This window comes from Paenibacillus sp. W4I10 (assembly GCF_030816325.1).
Lineage (GTDB): Bacteria > Bacillota > Bacilli > Paenibacillales > Paenibacillaceae > Paenibacillus > Paenibacillus amylolyticus_B.
In genome coordinates, this window is sequence record NZ_JAUSXX010000001.1 from 2,568,819 (window position 1) to 2,588,252 (window position 19,434).

The following is a 19,434-nucleotide window of genomic DNA, read 5'->3' on the forward strand; positions in this document are numbered from 1 at the left end:
TCCCATAAACAACTATTCTTTCAATATATAATTGTTAAACCACTGAAGTGGTAACAAGCTATTATCGGATATAATTGTTGTGAATACCGCAACCAATCCTCGCTTTTGGTTAACAAAGATATATTGCCCTCTTCCACCGCTCATACCCATAGCATAAAACGTTTTATTTTCAGCTTCTTCTTGCTTGATGCTTTTCATTAAGCGCCAGTGGTAGCTATATAAGGTGTTGGAAGTAAGAGAAGGACTTACAATTCTAGCAATCCAGTCAGGAGAGATGAGTTGTTTCGAATTCCACTCCCCATTCTGAGCGTATAACACCCCAAACTTCAGCATATCTTCGATCTTCATTCGCAAACCAAAGCCCCCAACCGCAATGCCTTGTGTATCCTGATACCAATGAAAATCGTTAATACCTAGAGGTGCAAATAAGTGCTTTTTAGCAAATTCAGCGGTGTTCATATGAGTAGTCTTTTGCAATATGGCGCTAAGTATATGCGAACTCCCGCAACTATATTTCATTTGCATTCCAGGTTCGAATTCAACAGGTTGCTCAAGAACAAATTTCGTCCAATTCTTAGATGGAATCATCGCTTCATTTCCCGGATAGTGCAGGCCCGAGGACATCGTTAATAGATGCTTAATCGTAATCCCCTTTTTGCTATCACCCAAATCGTTAAAATAATTTACAATTGGAATATCCTCGTGCTCAATGTAGCCTTGTTCTATAGCAATTCCCATCAATGCGGAGAGCACACTTTTGGTAATTGAATTCACTTTATGTTGTTTTTCTTTCGTTTTTCGATTTCGATAATATTCATATTGAATCGAGTTTTCTCGGTATAATATGCAGCTCTCCGCTTTATTTCTTTTTATCTCTCGTTCAAGATCATTATATTCAGTAATATATAACACTCCCTTATGGCTCGCATACTTTCCGCCATCCTTTTGTTTCTCCATAAAATTCACCTTTGGTTAAATCCAATACTATGTTAGGTACTCGTCTTATAATCTTTTTTTCATAAAATATTGAATGATTCCATCAGGATACTCATCAATTAATCCAAACACTTCATAGCCCATTTTTTGATAGAATTTCGGTGATTGATATGAAAATGTGCTTGTGTGTGCAAGCTTACATCCTAATTCAGAAGCCATGCTTTCTGCTTGCATGATTAAAGATTTCCCATATCCTTTCTTTCTGTGTTCCTCATCTATCCAAAAATTATCAATATATAATGTTTCACAATATGTAGCACAGAAGATCCCACCAACTGCCTTACCTGTCTTGTCCCGTAAAAAAAGATTTATTGTCTTTCCAGGCTTATTTAATAACCCATTTGTTTCAGAGACATTATAGTTATATAAGTTATTACAAAGGGTTTTATAGTCTTCTTCATTATCATCAAATGCGATTTGTAATTCTTCCTCATGATTCATACTATTCAATGTTTAAGTCACCTCATTTAGAAAATCCTCACATGTAATCTTTTCACTATTAGAATTTCTTACCTTATTACCAACCTGTAGATCACTTCATCTTCTGAATTGGTTCTATTCTCACTAATGAAGGACATGCTCTTATACAAGTTCTGTGCTATTTCGTTATCCCGTTCAACCGTTAATGAAATAACCTTGCACAACGGATGCAGTTTCGTAATGTAATCTAGAATGGCTCTTAAAGCGCGCTTTCCCATTCCTTTACCTTGATAGGATTTATCGATTTGAAAACCACCAATCCAGTAATTATCTGTACTATCTGGAGTATAACTCAGATAAAAGAAACCAAATATCTTCCCATCGATCTCAAGTACGTAAGGATCAAATGCTTCATCCCACGGTTTTATATAGGCGTAAGCGATTCCCTCAATAACAGATGGAACTAATGACGCTTGGTGTTCATACAAAGAGATCTTCAGCGCCTCTTCCCAATTCTCTCCGGTGACTGGTAGTATTTTTATATTCAACACTGCACCTCCTCTTTCGACAATCCTTGATTAATTCTAACGTTCTTTTCACTCTCACTTACAACCGCTTCCAATTGATGTTCAATCAACTGTATCACTTGTTTTTTATTCTTAGTGATCATTGCTGTCTTGTTATTTTCGTTAATCGCATCTATGGCTGCACCTATATTATATTGATGGTTCCATTTCACAATCATCTTGCATAAGTTCTTGAATGACTGCTTGTAATTCCACGGTTGCAAGCCCAATCTGGACAATATAAACCTTTTTATAATCCGGTAATCTCTAATGAAAACATTTGGAGCTAATACAAAAATCAAATCCGCTTCCTGGATGGACTTTATTGTCCAATCTTTGCACTGTACTCCTTCTATGATCCAAGCTTCTGAACTGACAATAGATTGGACGGATTCATCCCTAACACTTTCAGGATATCTCAAATTTTCGGCGCTTCTGTCCCATATGAGATTGTCTAATTCATAGGAAGGAATACCGTATTTATATGACAATTCTTTGGCTAATGTTGATTTTCCACTGCCGCAAGATCCAATAATTCGTATTCTCATACATATTCTTTCTTCAAACATGCATAGAGGACATTATCAACAAATCGATTTTTCCAATAATAATGTTCTTTCAATATGCCTTCTTCACTGAAACCAATTTTCTCAAGCAACTTTCTTGATCCCGCGTTCTCTGGCTCTACAAATGCTTCAATTCTGTTTAATTCAAGGTTCTTGAATCCATATTCAACGATTTTCTGAGCTACCTCGGTCATGTAACCCTGCTGCCAGAACTCCGGTGCTAATTCATATCCCATCACAGCTTTATGATGTTGTTTCATCCAACCATGAAACCCGCATGTTCCAATAATTCTGTTGTCCGATTTCAAAGCAATACCCCAGCGGATGACCTGACCATTTTCGAATCGTTCAGTCCATCTTTGTATGAGTTCTTCTGCTTGTTTTGTATTCGTGAAACTTTCTACATCGTAGAACCTTGTAACTTCATCTGACGAAAAATATTGAAATATGTCTGGGGAATCACTCTGTTTAATCTCTCTTAACAGCAATCTTTTGGTTTCTAGTTCAGGAAATGGGGTCATATTCACTTCACCTCAATCGAGTACACTGCTACATTTTTCCCAATTATGTCTACGTCCTTCTCGTGTTTCATGCCATTCTTTTGCGCGACTTTCATAGAACCCACATTGCCATGTTGAATTAAAGATATTAATCTTTTCTGTTTCAAGTGATCCATGCCATATTCTTTCCACGCTTTTGCTTGTTCATATCCGTAACCCATTCCCCAGTATTGCTCTATAACCCAGTAACCAACTTCAAGCTCATCATTGCCTTCAATGATTTGAGGAATCAGTCCAGAGGTTCCAATTAACTTGTTATCCTCTTTATTAAATGCGAGGAACAGCCCTTTATCGTCTTTATTCCAGTTGATGAACTTTTCCAGGCTTTGCATGGTTTCTTCCTTGGTCCAAGGTCCTCCATGTCTTATAAATTTCATCATATTTGGCTCACGTGTCATCTCAAAAAGTAAATCAAAATCATTTTTGGTATATTTCCGAAAATTAAGTCGTTCTGTCTCCATTTTTCTCTCATCTCCTTCTTCATTTTTTTCACTTCAAAATCGTTTGTTCGCGATCCACTGTTGATGTGAAAAACACTTGCCTTATCTCGTCACGAAATACTTCTTTATACCGATGTCTTCCAATCTGATCAAAACGCGCTTGAACTCGCTTTACGTGTTCTGTATCTGATTTTATTTTTTTCTCAATCTCTTCGTATTGTTCAAGGGTATTGTATTCCCACATCGCAAAAATTTCACTGGTTTCATCATCGATGGGTGTGTGCCATCTCCCAATCAGTCTTGATCCGTATTTCAACTGTGATGGCAACAAAATATCATTAAATAAAGTATTAAACTCTTCTACAAAAGAAGTTGCAATAATATAGGTTTTTCTCCTATATATCATCATCTGTACCTCCTTATGAGTAATAGAAGCAATAGACCTATCTCATCATGATTCCCGATGTAATTTTTATGTTCGGAGCATAGGTTAACCATGAGTTCTCATTAAACTCCCTAGCAAATACACTCTCTGCTTCATATTGTCTATTCGCTTCTTCTGAATTAAGTCCTCTTTCAACCAATTGAGTAACAACTTCATGTCTAGCATTGGGTTTTTGTCCCAGTCCTTCTTCTTTTAATGCATGAAAAAGCTTTTGCTTATCCGAATCTGCCATGTGTTGATCTAAGAAGTTAACCTTGTCACTCACCCGGCATTCTACATTTATCAACCCAAGCTGGCTAAGCAGGATTGGAATCTTCATACCGATATTTCCATCTTGACTATTCCTTTTGCTATCCTCCTCGAATAATGTTTGGAGAATACCGAGCTGAATAATTTTGGATTGTTCAAGTCCATGTAATTCATAGTTTGACATATTTGCGATCCAATGAGGTTCAAAACATATCATTCTACCCTCATCTACTAGAACGCTACAAAAGGCTATTTTTTCTGATATAGCGTGTCTCAGATTCTTAGATTTCGGAGGGCGTTTCAAATCCCCGAATAAGACGTTTCAAATTCGTTAGCGTTTGCTCACCTTTCAGGACGCAACGCTATGTTAATGCATATCAACGTATGTGATGATAATATTGTTCTCTACTTTATACAGTTGCTTCAAAACCAAATATTCCAATCGCTTACGTGTACTGCGAAAGCATGGGATGGTCTATCAAACCTTAACAGTTAATCCCAAGCTCCTTTATCACCAGACCGATAGTTCTGTCCTCGTATCATTCTCATCCGTTAAATATTCGAGAGATTCAAATCCCTGTCTATTTATATGATTATATAATTTCTCGACTTTTTCTAGATCTTTACAATAAACCGTGACGTAGATACTATCGATCACAAGAAGAACCATCTGACAGTCACTCAACATATAATCTTCATAGGTGATTACATCTGTTATTTGTGTGCCTTTTGGAAATGCTTTTAAATTCGCGAATATTAAATAATACTCGTTGGTATCAATAAGTTTCTGTAATTCATCTCCACTCATACCAATAATCATATCCGGAAAAAGATCATTCCCTAGCGTATCACCCTCAATAAAATAGGATTCTTCTCCACCAATAAACCAATCGAAATTATATACCTCCATTGGTTTTAAAATCTCCCCAAGAAAGCGGCCATAGGTATTTGGTATTTCAAAACGTATTCCTCTGTTCATCTGCTCACCCTTTTTACGCATATATAATTAGTACATTAATCTTTTGATTTTTGGATTACAAACGTAATCGAAATTAATAAAGAATACAACTGCACAAAGCTATTGATATTGACATTCCAATTTTATGCCTCTTGAGACTATAACTGCTCATATTCAGTTTTTAAGATACTCATGCAAACACTATCCCAGTATTTCCCCTTTTTATATATCTTCTTTCGGTATCTTCCTTCTTCTTTAAAGCCACATTTTAAATAACATTTGTAAGCAATCTCATTATACTCGTACACTTCAAGTTCTAATCTGTTTAAATTCAGCTCTTCGAAGACAAACTTCTGTAGTGCACGGATTGCTTCACTCCCATAACCTTTAACTAAAAATTCTTTTCTCCCTATTACAATTGCTAAACATGCAAAGCGGTTTTTATAATCAATTTTGTACAGATCGATCTGACCTATATAATCTAGCGAATCCTTTAACCCAATAATAAAACTTTTATTTGAAGACTTGCCTTCAACCATCGTCCTGAAAAAGACTTCCGTCTCATAACTCGAATGAGGATACAAAAAATTATCTGATAATGTCCCTGTGATCTCTGGGTCGTTCACCCATTGTTTGATGTAATCCACATCAGAATCCTGGTATTCTCTTAACACAATTCTTTCTCCATAAATACGAGACATCGATAATCCCCCCAACGAATTGGTTATTCAACTCTCTTGCATTTTTACAATTCGTAGCATAGTAACAAAGTAATTACTTCAATCGATATTTCTCATTATTTATAATTTCACTCACTATTTCAGGTAGTTGTTCTTCCGTAAAATGATTAGTATACAGCTTGTTATCTTCTCTCAAATCCAGATGATTTTCAAACTCATCCAGCAGAATTATACTTCTTTCTTTCATTTGATATTCTTCTGCTCTTAGACGGTCTCTACGAATAATGGTTTGACGATCAACCATTAATACAACATAGATTATGCGAACATGATAGTCTGTCAATTCTGCTATTAATCCTTTAATATCTTCTGGAAAGGCCACATAATCCAAAACTACATCGTAGTTATAATCCAATAAGTTTTTCACCAGACTAGATATATTTTTCCAAGTTAAGTCGTTTGTATCCTTATCAAGCCAGGGTTTACCTCGCCCTTTAACCGGAAAGTGACTAACCGCATCTCCAGAGATGTATGCACTTTTCTCTAAAGTCTGAACTAACAGCTTGGAAGTTGTAGATTTCCCTACTCCAGGGGGGCCAGATATAATATATAGGTTTTTACTCATTCTGAATTCTCCTTACAATATCTTTTGGAAACTTCCAATATCCAGCTTTCTATCGAATTTATATCCAATCTCTTTAAACAGAGCACATTGTTCGTAACCATTTCTCTCAAATAATGTTTTACTTCTTGTATTCTCCATGCAAATCGTCGCAATTAAGGTATGGAATTCTTGTTCTTTTGCAATCTTCTCAATAAAACGTAGTGCTTGTTTCCCCAAGCCTTTTCCCAAAATATCGGGCTTTAAATATATGGTGACTTCACCGCAAATGTCATATGCCTGTTTACTCTTATACTGGGTGATCAGAACATAACCCATCATTTGATTGTTTTCAAAAATTACGTAAGTTTTATACCGTGTATCCTTGTTCATCACAGAGGATTTAATCTGATCAAGATCTAATTCCTCCGTATGAAACGAAATCGTTGTATTCATTACATAATAGTTATAAATCTCTCTAATTTCAGGGAGGTGCTGTTCGGTTACCTCTTCAAAAGTCACAGTCGTCAATTAGGTTCCATCCTCTTCTGTTCATTTTCTTCAAAATAATTTCGATGATTTCACGGGTCTCCAGATGATCGGTAATAATGCGAGTTTGAAATTTTTCATCCTTGAATGCTTCAACACACTTAGGTGCTTGTTGATACTGCCAGCCTCCAAATTCATCTCCGCGTTTAGCCAAACGATGATAAATCGTCCCTTCTGTAGCCGTTAAGCAAAAATGATAAATGTCCTGATCGATCTCTTTCAACCCATTATAGATGTAATTAAAGTTTTCCTCTTTATAGATGGTCATGGGGACAATTAAGTGTTTGTTGTATTTCTGCTTTACTTCTGTAGCCGTCTTTACGGTTAGAATTTTCCACAGATCGATATCTTGAAAATCATCCGTACATTCCCTTTCCTCTCTACAATTCTCTGGAAGAAGTTTTCTCAGCATATAACCTATTTCTTCAGGATCGTAGATCATGCTGTTAGGAATTAAGGGCTGAAGTGCTTCTGCTGCAGAAGTTTTTCCCGAACCAAACGCTCCGTTAATCATAATGATCATTTGATCACTCCACTTCTATTCAATGAAATTTTTCAATAGAAACCAGATTCTTCACATACAATTTCATCCATTATAAATGTTTTCCTTCCACTTTTGTGTTACAAAATGGCCAAAAACATGATGAAATCCCATTGGGTCAACCCAACGGGATTTCATCATAGTGCATTATTTTTCAATCAGCCCTAAGCTTGTTAATGTATTTCCAAGTAATCGATGTATATATCCCATGTCCCGTCATCTGCGGTTACAACCAGCTGAATCTCTTGGTTTCCTGTGCCATGAGTAACATTATTAAGCGTATACACCGCAGGGTTGTTTCCCCCGAAGTAAAAGGTCCCCTTGGTCTGTCCGCCAATCTTCAAATCAACTCTAGCCATGTTGGCATTGTTTGAAGCTCCGCGAAGTGAAAAATTATGAGTGCTCATTGCAAAATTCTGAGTGTATTTAACCAAATCATTGTTGGCATAAAGGACCACACCATTGAAAGGAGAACTGATATTGCCGGTGTATTGTCCACCTTTGGTCATGTTCTCAGCTTCCACTTTTGTTGAAGTACCTGGGGGATTGGTGGTGCCGTCATCAGGAGCGACTGCCCGACCTGTCGTCGGTGAGATCATGCCGGAGCAAAGGCCACGATTCTTCAGATTTTGTGCAATCTGTGGAATGGCTTGAAGTGTCGTCTGGTACTGATCATGCATTAGAATGACGTCACCACTTTTCATCGTATTCACAGCTGCCACGATCTGGGCTGCGCTGGCACCATTCCAGTCTTGGGAATCTACGTTCCAGAGTACTTCCTTCAGGCCATTTTGGCTCACAACGGATTTCAAGGTCGCATTTGTCGCACCGTAAGGAGGTCTGAACAGTTTAGGTGAACTTCCGGTAATGGACTGGATCGTTTGCTGTGTCCGAGTAATCTCTGACGACATCTGAGAGCTGTTTAATGTAGTCATATTCGGATGTGTATAGGAATGGTTTCCAATCCACATACCAGCTGCTACTTGTGCAGTAACCAGAGATTGATTATTTTGTGCATTTTGTCCAACATTGAACATCGTTGCCCGTAAACCGGCCTGCTTCAACGCGTTAAGCATGTTTGTTGTATTTCCAGATGGGCCATCATCAAACGTCAGACCTACATAACCATTCGGACAACTTGCATCTGCAGCACGAGCATCGGGCACCGCCGGAATAGAAAACAAGGTACCGAAAAGTGCGAGAGATATTACCGCCTTTGCCAGCTTTACTTTGAACATAACATTACCTCCTCGTAATATATTCACAGCATAATACCTTCTACACTCCCTCTCTTTATCGGATTTTCATCCCTCGAAAAAAAGCGCTTTCAAAAGTATGTAAACCGCTACGTCTTTTCTCATAGAAAAGAACTTTAGTTCAAGGTGAGTTTAGTATAAACGATAAGTTTATTTAAAGTAAATTGAATTTTATCCAAAAAGTTCTATTTTTTTGCATGTTCTAGAATCGCCTGTTGTACATCTCCCGTCTAGCACTCTCCTGTGTAAAAATGTCCTCCGGGGGTGCCATGCGCTTCGGGAGTGTACGCCCTGCAATAATTTCTTTTGTAGCCTGCATAAGCTGAGGACCAAGCAGCGGGTTACATTCCACAACAGCGTTGATTTTCCCACTGGCTAGAATTTCAAGTGCTTTGCGGGAGCCGTCCACCGAAACAATGATAATGTCCTCTCCCGGCTTCAACCCAGCTTCTTCAATCGCTTGTATGGCGCCAAAAGCCATTTCATCATTATGGGCAAAAAGAACCTGCGGCCGTTCGTCTTCCGGGACCTGAAGGAATTCTTTCATCACTTGTTTGCCGTTGTCCTCCGTAAAATCGGCAGGAGCACTTTGTGAGAAGATGATATCTGCTCTGGTTTCGAAAATGCTTCTAAAGCCCTCGCCACGCTGGATAGAGGGTGTAGAACCACTCGTGCCTTCCAGTTCGGCAATCCGTATCAAACCCGGATGATTTCGCATCCGATCCTGAATGTACTTCCCAGCCTTCACACCTTCCTCATAAAAGTCCGATCCAATCGTTGTCACAAAAAGTGAAGTGTCTTTGACATCAACTGACCGGTCTACGATGATCACAGGTATACCTGCATCCCTGGCCTCCTGAAGAATACCATCCCAGCCCGATTCAACGACCGGTGCAATGGCAATGACATCCACCTTTTGCCTGATGAACGACCGAACAGCCTCGAACTGTTTCGTCTGAGACTGTTCTGCATTTTTTATTACAAGGGAGATTCCCGATTCAGCCGCAGCGTTTCGAATAGACGTGGAGTTTGCCAGACGCCAGGCACTCTCTCTGCCCAGTTGTGAAAAACCCAAGACAATCGGTTTGGTAGAGGTATCCCTTGCTACCGCTGATTCCATCCATTCCTCAACAGAGGGAAGAGTTTCCAAGTTGTTAGACGAGATGGGAGGAGGAACAGATTCAGACTCAGGGGTTGTGCAGCCGACAAGCAGCAATAGAATGAACAAACACAACCCGTTCACATGTCTTCTCACTCACGCATCCCCCATCTCCATGTTACGCTCAGCATTAACCAATGCAGAGCGCATATTGTTATATCGTTGTGTCGGTATCCTTATTCAATATCATTTCATTCGATCAACTTAATGCAGTGATTTCGAGGATACTCGACGCCCGCTAAGAAGTCGCTGGAACAAAATAAAAACAAACAGCATCAGGCCAATCACAATCTTGGTCCACCATGAGCTTAGCGTGCCTTCGAAGCTAATTATAGTTTGGATAGCCCCCTGGATCAATACACCAATAAAGGTTCCCGCCACATACCCTACACCACCTGTTAACAAGGTGCCTCCGATCACAACAGCCGCGATGGTATCGAGTTCAAGACCCATGGCGTGTAATCCATAACCGGATAACATGTAAAAGGTGAAGACAACACCGGCAAGCGCGGAGCACAAACCGCTGAACGTGTACACCAGGATTTTGGTACGTGCAACCGGCAGTCCCATCAGCAGCGCGGATTGCTCGCTTCCGCCGATGGCGTAAACGTTGCGCCCGAACCGGGTGTAATGTGCCAGGTAGATCGCGAGCAGTACAATGACCAGAGCAATAATCACATTAATGGAGACAAAGCTGCCCCCTGGCAGGGAAATTTTCGCCTGCGCAACCTGTGTGTAAAATGGATTTGTAATGGTAATGGTGTCGAGACTAATGACATAACACAGTCCCCGCGCCAAAAACATGCCTGCCAGTGTCACGATGAAAGGCTGAATTTTAAAATAGTGGATGATCGCCCCCATGACTGTGCCAAAGAGCGCACCCATGACAAGCACCATCGGTATAACGATCGCAGGCGACCACCCTTGCTTCTCGACCAGACTTGCGCTAATGATGGTCGTCAGCGCAATGACAGAACCTACCGACAGGTCGATTCCTCCCGATACAATCACAAAAGTCATGCCAATCGCCGTGATAATCAGAAATGCGTTATCAATGAGAAGATTAAGTAGTACCTGTGTGGAAAAGAACCCTGTATACCGGAAAGAGCCTATAGCAAACATCACGGCCAGCAAACCGAAGGTGACAAGGACCGGGAGATACTTACGATTAAGAAACATGGCGGTTAACCCCCTGTTCGGCTGGAAACTTCCGTTTTTTCCAACGGATCACCATGGAATTGCGGAATGAATCGGATTGAATTAAACAAACGGCCAGTACAACAAAGGCTTTGACAACCAGTGTAACTTCTGGCGGGACTCCAATCATATAGATCGTCGTTGTTAAGGTTTGGATAATGAGTGCTCCAACGACGGTACCCATTAGATAGAAACGACCACCATTGAGCGAAGTACCCCCGATGACTACAGCAAGAATGGCATCGAGTTCATACCACAGACCTGCGTTATTTCCATCCGCACTGGATACATTTGAACTGAGAATAAGCCCGGCAATGCCGGCACACAGTCCACAGAAGACATATACCGTGAGAATAACCGTTTTGGAACGAATGCCTGCCAGTTGGCTCGCGTTTGCGTTACTTCCAACCGATTCGATAAACAGTCCCAGTGCCGTTTTTCTCGTTAACAGTGAGGCAATAAGTAGCACAGTTAATACGATGAAGATGGAAAAAGGCAATGCTGCGAGCGAACCTGCCCCGATATAAGCGTAGTTGGCATTGGATACGGTAATAATCTGTCCACTCGTAATCAATTGCGCAATCCCACGTCCGGCTACCATCAGTATAAGCGTTGCAATAATGGGCTGGATCCGGGCAACCGAAACCAGCGCCCCGTTCCATATGCCCAAGATCAGTGAGAGACCTATAGATAATCCAAGTGCACCAAACACAAGCCCGAAGGAACTCTGATCTACTCCTCTGCTGATGCTCATACAAGCCACGGCACCGGAGATTGCTACAATGGAGCCCACGGACAAATCGATACCTCCCGTCGCAATCACCAGTGTCATGCCGATGGATACCAGAATCAAAGGCGCTCCAAAATTGAGAATGTCAATCAAGCTGCCATACAGATTCCCTTCACGCATGACGAGGGAGAAGAAATCCGGAGAGTACAGCAAATTAAAGATTAAAAGTAAACCAAGCATACATAACGGCCAAAACAAATGATGTTTACGCATCTTGCCCGCCATCTCTTTAACCTCCTGCCATTGCTTTCATGATTTGCTGTTGATGGATCTGATCCCCGCTAAGTTCTTTCACTTTTTTGCGGTCCCGGATTACGGCAATCCGGTGGCTGACACGAATCACTTCTTCCAGCTCGGACGAAATGAACAGCACGGCCATGCCCTGCTTCGACAGAGAGAGCACCAGCTTCTGTATCTCAGTCTTTGCACCGATATCAATTCCACGCGTAGGTTCATCGAGAATCAACAGATCGGGGTTCATCAGCAGCCACCGTGCAAGCAACACCTTTTGCTGATTACCGCCGCTCAGATTTTTAATTAAATGCTCCGGGTTTTTCGGATGGATATTTAACAGGTTGATGTACTTTTCGGCGATCTCATCCTGTTTCTTGCGTGAGATTGGTTTGGACCAACCTCGTGTCGCTTGTAAAGCCAGAATAATGTTCTCCCGAATGGTCAAATCATCAATTATGCCTTCGGTTTTACGGTTCTCGGAGCAAAAAGCAATATTCTGATCAATTGCATGACGCGGCGACTTGACCGTACTTCCTGTATCTACAACGAGCAGCTTGCCTACATCTGAACGATCTGCACCAAAGAAAAGGCGAGCGATCTCGGTACGACCAGACCCCAATAACCCAGCCAAGCCCACGACTTCTCCCTTGCGAATGTCCAGATCAAAAGGCTCAATTGCTCCTTTGCGTCCAAGTGCCTTAGCGGTAATTAACAGTTCTCCCGACTCCGCCTGGGCAGCATCCGCTTCCTTCGGAAGTTCCTCAAGCACCTCGAGCTCCTTGCCGATCATCTTGAGAACCAGTTCCATGCGTGGAAGTTCTGCGGCTATGTACTCTCCTTCCAATTCCCCGTTACGGAGCACCGTTAGACGATCCGACATTTCGTATACCTGATCAAGAAAATGAGTAACAAAAAGAATTGCGAGACCTTCACTCTTTAATTTGTGCATAATACGAAACAGTTGCTGAACCTCGTTTTTGTCCAGACTGGATGTGGGTTCATCCAATATGAGCACTTTTGCCGAGATGCTGAGTGCTCTTGCAATTGCAATCAGTTGTTGCATCGCGACCGAGTAGGTCTGTAAAGGAGCCTTAACGTCGATGGACAGATGTAATCTGTCTCGCAGAAGGTTCTCCGCATCTTTGTTCATTTGCTTCCAATTGATTTTGCCAAATCGCATCGGTTCCCGCCCGATGAAAATATTCTCAGCAACCGTTAAGTTGGGACAGAGATTGACCTCTTGGTAAACGGTACTGATTCCCGCCTTTTGCGCTTCAAGCGGACCGGAGATCGAAAGATCCCGGTTATCCATGCTTACCGTTCCTTCATCAATGGAATAAACGCCGGTCAGAACTTTAATAAGCGTCGACTTCCCCGCTCCGTTCTCACCCATCAAGGCATGAATCTCGCCCGGAAACAAGCGAAAGCTGACGCTGGACAGCGCTTTAACCCCGGGAAATTGTTTGGTGATGCCTGTCATTTGCAAAATGGGTGCTTGCTCGGCCATATAACCCTCTCCTTTGTTATGGAAAAAAGTCATTTAGCGACAGCCTGGTCGAAAAATGACTTTTCGGTGTTATACGAATCTGCTTTTAATATTCGCGTGTTGGCAATGCTTCTTTGGCTTGCTCCGATGTGAAGGTCGTCTCATCCGTAACGATTCGGGGTTCGATGTCTTTCCCGTCTACTACCGATTGAACCGCTTCCATTAATTGAGGTCCTAACAACGGATTACATTCAACGATAAAGTTGATTTTGCCATCAGCAGCAGCCTGCATCCCATCCTTCACGGCATCCACAGAGATAATGGTAATATCTACGCCTGGTTTCAATCCTGCCGCTTCAATGGCCTGAATTGCACCAAGTGCCATATCGTCATTATGTGCATAGAGAACATCTATTTTTTTATGTGCTTTGAGGAAAGCTTGCATGACTTCTTTGCCTTTGGCACGTGTAAAGTCACCCGATTGTGAAGCAATCACTTTAAGCTTCGAATTGGAAGCAATCAATTCCATAAAGCCCTCTTGACGGTCATTCGCTGGTGCGGAGCCTGTTGTACCCTGCAACTCAACAATGTTGATCTCGTCTTGTGTGTCCTTGTATTGGTCACTAAGCCACTGACCTGCTTTGCGTCCTTCTTCTACAAAGTCGGAGCCAATAAAGGTTTTGTAGAGGGTTTTATCCGGGGAATCCACAGCACGGTCCGTCAAAATCACGGGAATGCCTGCATCCTTCGCTTCCTTTAATACGGTATCCCAACCGGATTCTACAACAGGGGAAAAAGCAATCACCGTCACCTTCTGTTGTATGAAGGATCGCAAAGCTTTAATTTGATTTTCCTGCTTCTGCTGCGCATCGGAGAATTTCAAGTCATAACCCGCTTCTTTGGCTGAATCCTGAATCGATTTGGTATTCGCCGAACGCCAGCCACTCTCCGCACCAACCTGCGAAAAACCAAGCGTAATTGTTTTGGCGCTGGCAGGTGTACCCCCATTGCCATTTGTTGAAGTTTCATTATCGGAGCCTGCTCCTCCATTGGTACTGCTACATGCCGTGCTGACCAGCATCACCATAGCCAATGTTATGGCAAGTCCCCACTTTTTTTTGGTTCGCATGTTGTGATCCTCCCTTTTTTCGTTTCACCTTGTGGTGTGACCACATTATAGAACGCTTTCATTCCGAGCTTATATGGAGTCTCATACTTTATTTATGTAATAATTTAGTAATTTCAAAAAATGGAGTTTAAAAAGTGTAATTTTTTTGTTTTATTGTGTAGTATTTAGCGATTCTCTTACATATTAGAAAATCATGTTATACTAATGATACATTTTTGATCCCTTCAGATGGAGTGGAATACGTTGAAACTCATTCAATGGATTGCTTCAAGCCTCAGGCTTAAATTACTCAGCATGTTTATCATCCTCAGTTCAGTACCACTGATCGTGGTTGGATTGATTTCTTACCACAAATCCTATACGGTCGTATCCAATCATAACAAGGCCTCGACACAACTGGTTGCCGACCAGCTTGCCAGGAACATTGACATCTTGTTTGAGGATACGGAACGGCTGCTCGAACTGGGCAAGAACCCGCAAGTGCTTCAATATCTGTATTCTCAATCGGAGTCCTACCCGGAAGCCAAAGCCATCCTTCAGACATACAATCTTTATCGGGAAACCTACAAGTATGACAAGGTACTTAATATCTCGTTCGTGAATTTTTATGGAAAAGGCATAAGTGAACGAAAAGGCGTGTTCAAGCTGGAACGAAATCCGCTGCGTAACCCGTACTTCAAGTATCTGATACAGTATCCGGATGCCATTCTGCGCATTCCTCATTCTGCAGCCTATGCCGAATATAACAGGCTGGATGGGTTTGCTTACCCTAAACAGAATGCGCTTTCAATTATAACCACGGTCAAAGAGAGAATTACACATGAGGTCATCGGGTTCATAGTAATTGATTTAAATGATTCGTTCATTGATGATTTTTTGACGAATACCCCCATTAAGGATTCCGGTTTTTTCTATATTAGTGATCAACACGGAAATACACTCTTCAGGCCGGATGCCACCACGACATCCATAACCATGATGGATCAGATCCGATCGGTCCCTTTACATCTACAGCACGACAGCTTTATTCTGTCTGCAGGATCCAAGCCCCAGTTTGTTGTATACAGCACCTCAAAACAGACCGGATGGAAAATGATCGGGGTAGCTCCTTATCAGGAAATCATTGCAGAGGCCAATAGCATTCGCCAATTGATCATCATCACGGTTTTGTTAAGTGCCTTCTTTGCAATATCGTTATATTTTTTCCTGAATAATCGACTGATTCTTCCCATCCAAATTCTGATGAACAAGATGCGTAAAGCTGCAAACGGTTACTTGGAAGCCAAAGTCACACCACACGGCTCGGACGAAATTGCTGATCTGGGCAAAAGCTTCAATGTGATGCTGGATAAGCTCAAAATGCTAATCGAAAAGAGCATCCGGGAGAATGAACAGGTGAAAATAGCTGAACTACGTACGCTGCAAGCTCAAATCAACCCTCATTTCCTGTATAACACGTTGGAGTCTATTTTATGGATGGCTGAAGCAGAGAAAAAAGAAAATGTAATCAAACTTGTGCAAGCCCTCTCGAAGTTCTTTCGTTTGAGTCTGAACAAAGGATTCGACTGGGTATCCATTCAAACCGAGCTTGAACATGCGCGGAGTTACTTGGTTATTCAACAGATGAGGTACCACGATATTCTCACCTACGAGATCAGCGTTGATCGTGAGCTTCAGGATTATCCCATTTTGAAAATGACGCTGCAGCCCCTGATTGAAAACGCGCTCTATCATGGGATCAAGAACAAACGCGGTCAAGGGCTGATATCCATACACGGATATGTAGAGGACAATAGCATCATTCTCACCGTACAGGACAACGGAATTGGCATGTCTGCGGATCGATTGGCACAATTACGTGAAGAGCTGGAGAAGCCGGCCGCTTCCCGTTCACCCCAAGATGACGAGCAGGAAGGCGGATTCGGTCTGCTCAATGTACATCACCGGATTCGACTATATTTTGGACCATCTTATGGTGTTGAAATGGAAAGTACGTATATGGAAGGCAGCACATTTATGATTCGTATCCCCAAAAGCAAGGAGGTTAACCGTTGAAAAAGGTGATGATCGTGGATGACGAAATTGGAATTCGGGAGAATATACGGAGCTGCATCGATTGGGAAAAGGAAGGTTTTCACTACTGCGGGGATGCACCCGACGGCGAGCTTGCGTTACCTTTAATTCATGAGTGGGCTCCGGATATTTTGATTACAGATATCAAAATGCCATTTATGAACGGATTGGAACTGACCTCCATCGTTCGCACTCAACAACCTGACATCAAAATCATTATTATGAGTGGTCATGATGAATTCAGCTATGCCCAGGAGGCCATCCGACTTGGGGTGACCGAGTACTGTCTAAAGCCCATTAGTGCAGCAGAGCTAATCCAAATGCTGCATAAGGTCAGCAAACAAATGGATGAAGAACATCAACGCATGACAAACCGGACGATCACCAAAGAGAAACTGCTGGCCGATCTGTGCGGAGGACTCATCGGTACAACCGATGCAATTGAATCAGCCAAACAACTCTCACTTCCTCTCTCGGCCAGGTATTATACCATTGTCATTATCGACGTTCGATTAACAGATGATTCCCGGGACCCGGAATCCCTGATGAAGAAGCTACTTCCCATACTGGAGGAAACTCGTGATCCCCACGTTGAACTTCTTCCTTATATTCGAAGCCGAACCGAGTTGGTGCTTCTGCTCAAGTATCACTCCGATGACAGCATATCCGTATATCTGGAGCAGCTTCGCGGGCAGGTTCGTATGGAACTTGAACATACGTTCAAATGTAATATTATTCTGGGCATTGGCAGTCAGCAGGAGCGTCTGCAAGGAATCCATGTCTCGTATCTGGAAGCGGAGGAGGATAAATATATTACCCGGCTCACCCTTCAGAACAGAGCTTCTCTACGTGAAATCAACCCGGATGAGCACACGACTCTTTTTCTCGACAGGAATTCTTTTCTTGAATTCCTCAAAATCGGCAGCCCCAATCTGCGTGACCATTTTGTGCAGGAGTTTGCCGCTCCATTACAGTCCTTCGACTGGAAGTCCTCCTCGTATGGCTTCTATTTGTTGAATGATCTTACGCTAGAGTCGTTTCGGCTCGCGAATCAGTTGTTCCGCATGAGTGACCATTCGGATGAGAACATTACTTCCTTACAGCAGACAATTCGGAAGATTACGTGCTGGGAAGATTGCACTCAATATCTGTGCTCCCTACTTAACCTGTTATGGCAGAGAAGAGCAGCATGCTCCGGGAAATACAGTGACGTCATTGATCAGGTGAAAGCTTATGTATCTCGTGAATACAATAACGAACAGGTCTCGTTGAAGATGATCTCTGCACACGTCAGAATCAGTCCAAGTCATCTTAGCAAGATTTTCAGTCAGGAAACCGGTCAAACGATAACGGAGTATCTAACCCAGATTCGAATCGGCAAAGCCAAGGAGCTGCTGAAAACAACCAACAACAAAACCTTTGAGGTTGCTTACAAAGTTGGTTACAATGACTCTCACTATTTTTCTAATATATTCAAGAAAACAACAGGTTTTACACCAAGAGAATACCGAACTCAAGGGACCGAGGCATCGCAGACCAGACCATCAGATATGAGAAAAGAGCCAATGTATGAATAAAGCCAGATTTGCACTTTTACTTACACTAATACTTGTGTTCCCGATGATCATTTCATTCGGTTCGGCAAACATTCGTCCACAGCAGATGGCTGCAACACTTCCTGCGACTTCACCTGTAGAGAAATCTGCAGCGAGCAAAACTTTCGGTATTATCTATCCAATGACGTATCCAACCTATGAGATGATCACGAAGGATGCAACGGAGTATGCAGGGAAACACAATATTACGTTAATTGTAAACGCACCTGATGAAGCCAATACCGAACAACAGATCCGTATCATGGAGAATATGATCAAACAGCATGTGGACGGGATAGCTATTTCTCCTGTGGATGCTGCTGCACTTACACCCGTTATTGATGCAGCCCAAGCTGCGGGTATTCCTGTCATTACATTTGAGTCAGATGTCCCATCCAGTCATCGAATCGCTTATGTGGGCGCCGATAACTATCGCACTGGCCAGCAGTTCGCGATGACAACTACACGACTCCTGCATAATCAAGGTATGATTCTTGTCGAGAATGGCTTGGAGGAGATGCAAGGTTTACAACAGCGGCTTAATGGATTCATTGATTATATCCGCAGTGAAACAGACATCGAAATCTTGGAGGTTCGTTATCATCAAGGGAATGAAGATCGCGCCATGTCCGATATGGAGAACATGATTCAAGCTCACCCTCACTTCAATGCGATTATCGGACTCGACTTTGTTTCCGTCTCTGCCTCTACCCTGATCTGGAAAGCGAAAGGCCTTAACCGGCATTTGATCGCGTTCGGTGACAGCCCGACCAGTGAAAACGGGTTGCTCAACGGTCAATTGTCTGCCGTTATTTCGCAGAATGAAGGAGTCTGGGGTGCCAAAATGATGGAGACCCTGTTACTCGCTAGCGACGGTGTGCCTGTGAAGGAATTCATTGATACGGGGATCTTTGAAATAAACCAGGAAGCAATTAATTAAGGGG

At 42.1% G+C, this 19,434-nt stretch carries 22 protein-coding genes; 3 read left to right on the plus strand and 19 right to left on the minus strand.

Annotated elements, in window-relative coordinates:
- Positions 1-12: 12 nt before the first annotated feature.
- The 19 genes from QF049_RS11230 to QF049_RS11320 form a co-directional block, all read right to left on the minus strand.
- Entirely contained in the window at positions 13-957 is a 945-nt protein-coding gene (locus QF049_RS11230; protein WP_307537432.1) for a serine hydrolase domain-containing protein, read from the minus strand.
- 45 nt (positions 958-1,002) lie between these two features.
- The gene (locus QF049_RS11235; protein ID WP_307537434.1) at positions 1,003-1,437 is read right to left on the minus strand and encodes a GNAT family N-acetyltransferase; all 435 of its coding nucleotides are present in this window, start codon (positions 1,435-1,437) and stop codon (positions 1,003-1,005) included.
- Positions 1,438-1,505: 68 nt separating this feature from the next.
- A complete protein-coding gene (locus tag QF049_RS11240; RefSeq protein ID WP_307537436.1) occupies positions 1,506-1,967 on the minus strand; it encodes a GNAT family N-acetyltransferase in 462 nt (153 codons plus the stop codon).
- Positions 1,961-2,530 (minus strand): P-loop NTPase family protein, encoded by a 570-nt coding sequence (locus QF049_RS11245; RefSeq protein ID WP_307537438.1) that lies wholly within the window; start codon positions 2,528-2,530, stop codon positions 1,961-1,963. The genes QF049_RS11240 and QF049_RS11245 overlap by 7 nt, the downstream gene beginning before the upstream one ends.
- Positions 2,527-3,069 (minus strand): GNAT family N-acetyltransferase, encoded by a 543-nt coding sequence (locus QF049_RS11250; RefSeq protein WP_307537440.1) that lies wholly within the window; start codon positions 3,067-3,069, stop codon positions 2,527-2,529. The genes QF049_RS11245 and QF049_RS11250 overlap by 4 nt, the downstream gene beginning before the upstream one ends.
- A gap of 2 nt (positions 3,070-3,071) precedes the next feature.
- A complete protein-coding gene (locus tag QF049_RS11255) occupies positions 3,072-3,569 on the minus strand; it encodes a GNAT family N-acetyltransferase (RefSeq protein ID WP_307537442.1) in 498 nt (165 codons plus the stop codon).
- A 28-nt stretch (positions 3,570-3,597) separates the two neighbouring features.
- Positions 3,598-3,954: an NIPSNAP family protein gene (locus tag QF049_RS11260; RefSeq protein ID WP_373428343.1), complete on the minus strand. Its 357-nt coding sequence runs from the start codon at positions 3,952-3,954 to the stop codon at positions 3,598-3,600.
- Positions 3,955-3,991: 37 nt separating this feature from the next.
- Complete coding sequence (locus QF049_RS11265) at positions 3,992-4,426, minus strand: hypothetical protein (protein WP_307537446.1); 435 nt, start codon at positions 4,424-4,426, stop codon at positions 3,992-3,994.
- A 327-nt stretch (positions 4,427-4,753) separates the two neighbouring features.
- Complete coding sequence (locus tag QF049_RS11270; protein ID WP_307537448.1) at positions 4,754-5,242, minus strand: DUF2691 family protein; 489 nt, start codon at positions 5,240-5,242, stop codon at positions 4,754-4,756.
- A gap of 116 nt (positions 5,243-5,358) precedes the next feature.
- Positions 5,359-5,901 carry a GNAT family N-acetyltransferase gene (locus tag QF049_RS11275; protein ID WP_307537450.1) on the minus strand — a complete coding sequence of 181 codons (543 nt, stop codon included), beginning with the start codon at positions 5,899-5,901 and terminating at the stop codon, positions 5,359-5,361.
- 73 nt (positions 5,902-5,974) lie between these two features.
- Complete coding sequence (locus QF049_RS11280; protein WP_307537452.1) at positions 5,975-6,505, minus strand: AAA family ATPase; 531 nt, start codon at positions 6,503-6,505, stop codon at positions 5,975-5,977.
- 12 nt (positions 6,506-6,517) lie between these two features.
- Positions 6,518-7,003: a GNAT family N-acetyltransferase gene (locus QF049_RS11285; protein ID WP_307543206.1), complete on the minus strand. Its 486-nt coding sequence runs from the start codon at positions 7,001-7,003 to the stop codon at positions 6,518-6,520.
- A complete protein-coding gene (locus QF049_RS11290; RefSeq protein WP_307537454.1) occupies positions 6,993-7,553 on the minus strand; it encodes an AAA family ATPase in 561 nt (186 codons plus the stop codon). The genes QF049_RS11285 and QF049_RS11290 overlap by 11 nt, the downstream gene beginning before the upstream one ends.
- A 191-nt stretch (positions 7,554-7,744) precedes the next feature.
- Positions 7,745-8,809, minus strand: a complete 1,065-nt coding sequence (locus tag QF049_RS11295) for a polysaccharide deacetylase family protein (protein WP_307537456.1) — start codon at positions 8,807-8,809, stop codon at positions 7,745-7,747.
- A gap of 220 nt (positions 8,810-9,029) precedes the next feature.
- A complete protein-coding gene (locus tag QF049_RS11300) occupies positions 9,030-10,082 on the minus strand; it encodes an ABC transporter substrate-binding protein (RefSeq protein ID WP_307537458.1) in 1,053 nt (350 codons plus the stop codon).
- A gap of 108 nt (positions 10,083-10,190) precedes the next feature.
- The gene (gene yjfF, locus QF049_RS11305; RefSeq protein ID WP_091017081.1) at positions 10,191-11,165 is read right to left on the minus strand and encodes a galactofuranose ABC transporter, permease protein YjfF; all 975 of its coding nucleotides are present in this window, start codon (positions 11,163-11,165) and stop codon (positions 10,191-10,193) included.
- Positions 11,155-12,198 carry an ABC transporter permease gene (locus tag QF049_RS11310; RefSeq protein WP_307537462.1) on the minus strand — a complete coding sequence of 348 codons (1,044 nt, stop codon included), beginning with the start codon at positions 12,196-12,198 and terminating at the stop codon, positions 11,155-11,157. The genes yjfF and QF049_RS11310 overlap by 11 nt, the downstream gene beginning before the upstream one ends.
- Positions 12,199-12,202: 4 nt before the next feature.
- A complete protein-coding gene (locus QF049_RS11315) occupies positions 12,203-13,714 on the minus strand; it encodes a sugar ABC transporter ATP-binding protein (RefSeq protein ID WP_307537464.1) in 1,512 nt (503 codons plus the stop codon).
- 85 nt (positions 13,715-13,799) lie between these two features.
- Positions 13,800-14,822 carry an ABC transporter substrate-binding protein gene (locus QF049_RS11320; protein ID WP_307537466.1) on the minus strand — a complete coding sequence of 341 codons (1,023 nt, stop codon included), beginning with the start codon at positions 14,820-14,822 and terminating at the stop codon, positions 13,800-13,802.
- Positions 14,823-15,065: 243 nt separating this feature from the next.
- On the opposite strand from QF049_RS11320, the gene QF049_RS11325 reads away from it, so the two are divergent.
- From QF049_RS11325 to QF049_RS11335, 3 genes are read left to right on the plus strand one after another with little or no spacing between them, the layout of a single operon-like run.
- Complete coding sequence (locus QF049_RS11325; protein ID WP_307537468.1) at positions 15,066-16,877, plus strand: cache domain-containing sensor histidine kinase; 1,812 nt, start codon at positions 15,066-15,068, stop codon at positions 16,875-16,877.
- 5 nt (positions 16,878-16,882) lie between these two features.
- The gene (locus tag QF049_RS11330) at positions 16,883-18,472 is read left to right on the plus strand and encodes a response regulator (protein ID WP_307543208.1); all 1,590 of its coding nucleotides are present in this window, start codon (positions 16,883-16,885) and stop codon (positions 18,470-18,472) included.
- The gene (locus tag QF049_RS11335) at positions 18,465-19,430 is read left to right on the plus strand and encodes a sugar ABC transporter substrate-binding protein (protein WP_307537470.1); all 966 of its coding nucleotides are present in this window, start codon (positions 18,465-18,467) and stop codon (positions 19,428-19,430) included. The genes QF049_RS11330 and QF049_RS11335 overlap by 8 nt, the downstream gene beginning before the upstream one ends.
- Positions 19,431-19,434 lie beyond the last annotated feature (4 nt).

Bases quoted from the DNA above. Each gene is read 5' to 3' on its own strand.
- QF049_RS11310 (WP_307537462.1), bottom strand. From the start codon at position 12,198: ATGGCGGGCAAGATGCGTAAACATCATTTGTTTTGGCCGTTATGTATG.
- QF049_RS11280 (WP_307537452.1), bottom strand. From the start codon at position 6,505: ATGAGTAAAAACCTATATATTATATCTGGCCCCCCTGGAGTAGGGAAA.
- QF049_RS11245 (WP_307537438.1), bottom strand. From the start codon at position 2,530: ATGAGAATACGAATTATTGGATCTTGCGGCAGTGGAAAATCAACATTA.
- QF049_RS11260 (WP_373428343.1), bottom strand. From the start codon at position 3,954: ATGATATATAGGAGAAAAACCTATATTATTGCAACTTCTTTTGTAGAA.
- QF049_RS11265 (WP_307537446.1), bottom strand. From the start codon at position 4,426: ATGTCAAACTATGAATTACATGGACTTGAACAATCCAAAATTATTCAG.
- QF049_RS11235 (WP_307537434.1), bottom strand. From the start codon at position 1,437: ATGAATCATGAGGAAGAATTACAAATCGCATTTGATGATAATGAAGAA.
- yjfF (WP_091017081.1), bottom strand. From the start codon at position 11,165: ATGTTTCTTAATCGTAAGTATCTCCCGGTCCTTGTCACCTTCGGTTTG.
- QF049_RS11250 (WP_307537440.1), bottom strand. From the start codon at position 3,069: ATGACCCCATTTCCTGAACTAGAAACCAAAAGATTGCTGTTAAGAGAG.
- QF049_RS11295 (WP_307537456.1), bottom strand. From the start codon at position 8,809: ATGTTCAAAGTAAAGCTGGCAAAGGCGGTAATATCTCTCGCACTTTTC.
- QF049_RS11255 (WP_307537442.1), bottom strand. From the start codon at position 3,569: ATGGAGACAGAACGACTTAATTTTCGGAAATATACCAAAAATGATTTT.
- QF049_RS11315 (WP_307537464.1), bottom strand. From the start codon at position 13,714: ATGGCCGAGCAAGCACCCATTTTGCAAATGACAGGCATCACCAAACAA.
- QF049_RS11230 (WP_307537432.1), bottom strand. From the start codon at position 957: ATGGAGAAACAAAAGGATGGCGGAAAGTATGCGAGCCATAAGGGAGTG.
- QF049_RS11270 (WP_307537448.1), bottom strand. From the start codon at position 5,242: ATGCGTAAAAAGGGTGAGCAGATGAACAGAGGAATACGTTTTGAAATA.
- QF049_RS11335 (WP_307537470.1), top strand. From the start codon at position 18,465: ATGAATAAAGCCAGATTTGCACTTTTACTTACACTAATACTTGTGTTC.
- QF049_RS11275 (WP_307537450.1), bottom strand. From the start codon at position 5,901: ATGTCTCGTATTTATGGAGAAAGAATTGTGTTAAGAGAATACCAGGAT.
- QF049_RS11290 (WP_307537454.1), bottom strand. From the start codon at position 7,553: ATGATCATTATGATTAACGGAGCGTTTGGTTCGGGAAAAACTTCTGCA.
- QF049_RS11320 (WP_307537466.1), bottom strand. From the start codon at position 14,822: ATGCGAACCAAAAAAAAGTGGGGACTTGCCATAACATTGGCTATGGTG.